General features: G+C 58.9%; 2 protein-coding genes and 4 pseudogenes. 3 read left to right on the top strand and 3 right to left on the bottom strand.

Going from position 1 to position 3,403, the window contains the following annotated elements; all coding sequences use genetic code 11:
* Window positions 1-22: 22 nt before the first annotated feature.
* Both NKJ35_RS30660 and NKJ35_RS30665 read right to left on the bottom strand, forming a co-directional pair.
* Window positions 23-157, bottom strand: a pseudogene (locus NKJ35_RS30660) (IS3 family transposase); the annotation flags it as partial.
* A 69-nt stretch (window positions 158-226) separates the two neighbouring features.
* Window positions 227-480, bottom strand: a pseudogene (locus tag NKJ35_RS30665) (transposase); the annotation flags it as partial.
* A 433-nt stretch (window positions 481-913) separates the two neighbouring features.
* Here NKJ35_RS30665 and NKJ35_RS30670 point away from each other — a divergent pair.
* Window positions 914-1,183, top strand: a pseudogene (locus NKJ35_RS30670) (IS110 family transposase); the annotation flags it as partial.
* A gap of 197 nt (window positions 1,184-1,380) precedes the next feature.
* Here NKJ35_RS30670 and NKJ35_RS31000 read toward each other — a convergent pair.
* Window positions 1,381-2,090 (bottom strand): annotated as a pseudogene (locus NKJ35_RS31000) (transposase family protein); the annotation flags it as partial.
* 224 nt (window positions 2,091-2,314) lie between these two features.
* Here NKJ35_RS31000 and NKJ35_RS30680 point away from each other — a divergent pair.
* Window positions 2,315-2,668 carry a hypothetical protein gene (locus NKJ35_RS30680; RefSeq protein ID WP_352651358.1) on the top strand — a complete coding sequence of 118 codons (354 nt, stop codon included), beginning with the start codon at window positions 2,315-2,317 and terminating at the stop codon, window positions 2,666-2,668.
* Window positions 2,669-2,929: a transposase gene (locus tag NKJ35_RS30685; protein WP_352651359.1), complete on the top strand. Its 261-nt coding sequence runs from the start codon at window positions 2,669-2,671 to the stop codon at window positions 2,927-2,929.
* The last annotated feature ends 474 nt before the right edge of the window (window positions 2,930-3,403 follow it).

The following is a 3,403-nucleotide window of genomic DNA, read 5'->3' on the forward strand; positions in this document are numbered from 1 at the left end:
CGCTTGGCCGCGGGCGTCACCATTTCTTTCCCACAAGATCCTTCAACGCGGCATTGTCGAGCATGGCGTCGGCCAGAAGCCGCTTTAGCCGCGTGTTCTCGTCCTCCAGAGCCTTCAGTCGCCGAGCCTCGCAGACATCCATCCCGCCGAAGCGGGCCATCAGAGGGGCAACGTCAAGTCGGCGACAACGTCCGAGCCAGGCGAAAGTTCGCTCGACGACCCATCATCGCGGCAGGACCTCGAAGCCCTTGGCCGCGTCGGAGCGCTTGATGATTACGATAGTCCATGTACCCAGGTCTCCGAGAGCCTGCGTCAGTTTTCTCCGGCATAGCCGCCGTCGGCGAATAGATGGCGCAGCCACGGGTAAAGCTGTCGAATGGAGGCGGTGACGCCAACTGCCCCATCCCTGTCCTGGATCTCGGCCCCGTGCACCCTCAGCCCGACAAGGTGACCCTCGGTATCGGCAATGATTGATCGCTTCGGGTTCCCCGGCCTGTTCGCCGCCTACAATGCCGGACCCGAGCGCGATACGCGAAACATCCTAACGGACGGCCGACCCCTGCCGAAAGAGAACCGTTCTGTATCTCAAACAGCTCAAGGCAGCCGGCGTTTCGGCCGCAGATATGGATGAGTTCTGAGGCAAACCGCGTTCTCCGAAGGTGCCGAAAATCTCCTCTGGGCGCGAGTTGTTCTTTCTGAAGGATGGCGTTTCCGTCAAGTGGTTCGAGCGGCGGAAATTCTGGTGCCGCTTGAGTCGGACCGAGCTGGATCAGCGCGGACGAATGCGGGTGAGCAACGTGTTTGTTAGACTTGGAGTTGGGTTCCATTGACCTGATGTGGTGGACGGCCTCCGCTCCCGCATCGCAATGTGCCAAAGTGTGGCTGTCGAAAGTCATATGAGGGAGAACCGTCCATTGAGAAGGTTAGCACAATCGTTCTGGATGTCGCCAAGCACGTCTTTCAGGTGCACGGCGTGGACGCGGAGGGCGCCGTGGTTATGCGCCGGAAGTCGCGTCGTGACGATGTCGTCGCATTCTTTGCGTCTTTGCCGGCATGCCTGATCGGCATTGAAGCCTGCGCAACGAGCCATCACTGGGCCCGCGTTCTCATGGGGCTGGGTCATAAGATCCGGCTGATGTCAGCCTCCTATGTGAAGCCATATGTCAACGTCAGAAGATGGGATGGTTGCCGCCCTCCCCAATACGGCATGGCAATGTGCCAAGGTCGTGGTGTTCAACGCCACGAAAAGGAGAGGACGGCAAATGGAAGATACAATGATCGGGGTGGACCTGGCAAAGAACGCTTTCCAGCTTCACGGCGCGACAATGACGGGGCATTTGAAATTCCGTAAGAAGCTGACGCGGTCACGGTTCCGGCAGTTCACGGCATGCCAGCCGTCTGCGGTGGTTGTGATGGAAGCATGCGGTAGCGCGAGCTACTGGGCGCGAAATGGGTCAAGCTTGGCGAGATCGGGGCCTTGTGCCCGATCGCCCCACGCGGGCGTTCCTCGTTGTAGTATCTGCGCCAATCCTCCAACTTTTCGGCCGTATCGGCAAGCGTCAGGGACCAGTGGGCGTTCCGGCATTCCGCCCTGAAGCGGCCATTGAAGGCTTCGATGTCTGCGTTGTCGGTCGGCTTACCTGGCCTGCTGAAGTCGAGCGTCACGCCTTTGGTAGGCCCAGAGGTTCGAGGTCGCGCAAGACGAACTCGGAGCCCCGGTCGACGCGGATCGTCTTCGGATAGCTGACCTGCGGACACACCTTCACGATCGACAACAGTTTTTCATGCAGCACCGTGAACTGCTCTCGAAGCTTCAGTCGTGCGGCAAGCGACGCCTCCATGATGTCGCGCAATTCCGGAATGTCGCTGGAAAGGCCCCGGATGCGATCCGGGAATTTGCCAGCGCCTACAATGCCAACCTTGAGACCGAAGTTGCGCAACAAGCCACGGATGTAGTTCTCGATGGCGATGGCCTTTTCCTGAAGCAACTTGCGGGCCATCAGCAGCGCCCGGCTGTTCTGGCTCGTCAGCGTCTTGACATGCACGGGCCGGAACAGGTTAACCCGCATCATCTCGGCGATGCCGCGGGCAGGGTAGAGCCGAATACATGGCGTGATCGCGGAGCATCCAGAACTCAGCTAAACTGCTGATGTCATTCGCAAGCATGCACCCTCGGTGAAGATTGGCCTCGAAACAGGACCGTTGGGCACGTGGCATTGGAACGGACTCTGCGAAAACGGCCTTCCTGTCGTCTGTCTTAATGCCAGGCATGCTAAAGCGGCGTTGTAGGTTCAGCTGAACAAGACTGATGACAATGACGCCTACCGCCTTAGCTCAGATTATTCGGAGCGGCTGGTATAAGGAAGTGGCGGTCAAGAGCCTCGACAGCCATCGTGTGCGGACGTTGCTTTCCCGTGTGCAGCTGGCAACATGCGCCGCGATCTCGGAACAAAGATTGGGGGCTTTTGAAGACATTCGGCAGGTTGTGGGGAAAGTCAGTGGAAGGAAATACGAGGAGTCCGTTCGCGAGTTCTGCGCGAGGGTACCTGGGCTTGAAGAGGTTGTTTCAGCGTTGCTGACTGTCCGCGCACGCATTGAGCAAGAAATCAGAACGTTGGAGGAGCACCTTCTCGGGTTCGCCAAACACAGCGATCCTTGCCGCCGGTAGGTGACGGAGCCCGGCATTGGCGTCTTGACGGCCGTCAGCTTCGTCACGGCGGGGGATGATCCAGCGCGGTTTGTCCGCTCATCGGGTGTGGGTGCCTACTGCGGCTTGACGCCGAGACGGTATCAATCGGGAGAAGTCGATCGTGACGGGTCTGTGAGCCCTCACACGCAGCTATCTCTTCGAGGCTGCAGGCACTCTCTTGGCTCGTGTCGGCAGAAGGTCCGCGCTCAAAGCATGGCGCGCGCCTGGCTCGCCGGATAGGCAATGAGAAAGCCCGTGTGGCCGTCGCCCGCAAACTGGCAGTGATCATGCATCGGATCTGGATCGACGGCAGCGAATTTCGCTGGTCGGGGCGATCGGGTGATCACCAGCTAAGCCCATAGCAACATCCGCCCTTTTTGGCGGTGTTATGTCCCTGCCGGGACAATGGCGTTGGTGACCTCGTAGATGGGAGGCAGCCCTGATTTAAGGTACTGCGTCAATTACATTGTCCCGAACGCTAACATCGGCGACCTGGTGTTAACCGTGAAGAGAACCACAGAGCCGGCAGGAACATGGATACGCCGAAGGAGCTTGCAAGTAGGGCCTCGATCCGTCGCATCGACTTATGATGCCTCGGCGCAGAGACCGCTGCTGAGAGCAGCTGCGAAGGGACTGTCAGGAATTCTGTGCGCGAGGCCATGATGATGGAAAGGAGAGAATCATCACATGGCTATTGAGAAGGAACTTCTGGAC

It is taken from the genome of Mesorhizobium sp. M0136 (assembly GCF_040322515.1).
GTDB lineage: Bacteria > Pseudomonadota > Alphaproteobacteria > Rhizobiales > Rhizobiaceae > Mesorhizobium.

Excerpts from the sequence above, each read along its gene's own strand:
- NKJ35_RS30680 (WP_352651358.1), top strand. The coding sequence starts at position 2,315 with ATGACGCCTACCGCCTTAGCTCAGATTATTCGGAGCGGCTGGTATAAG.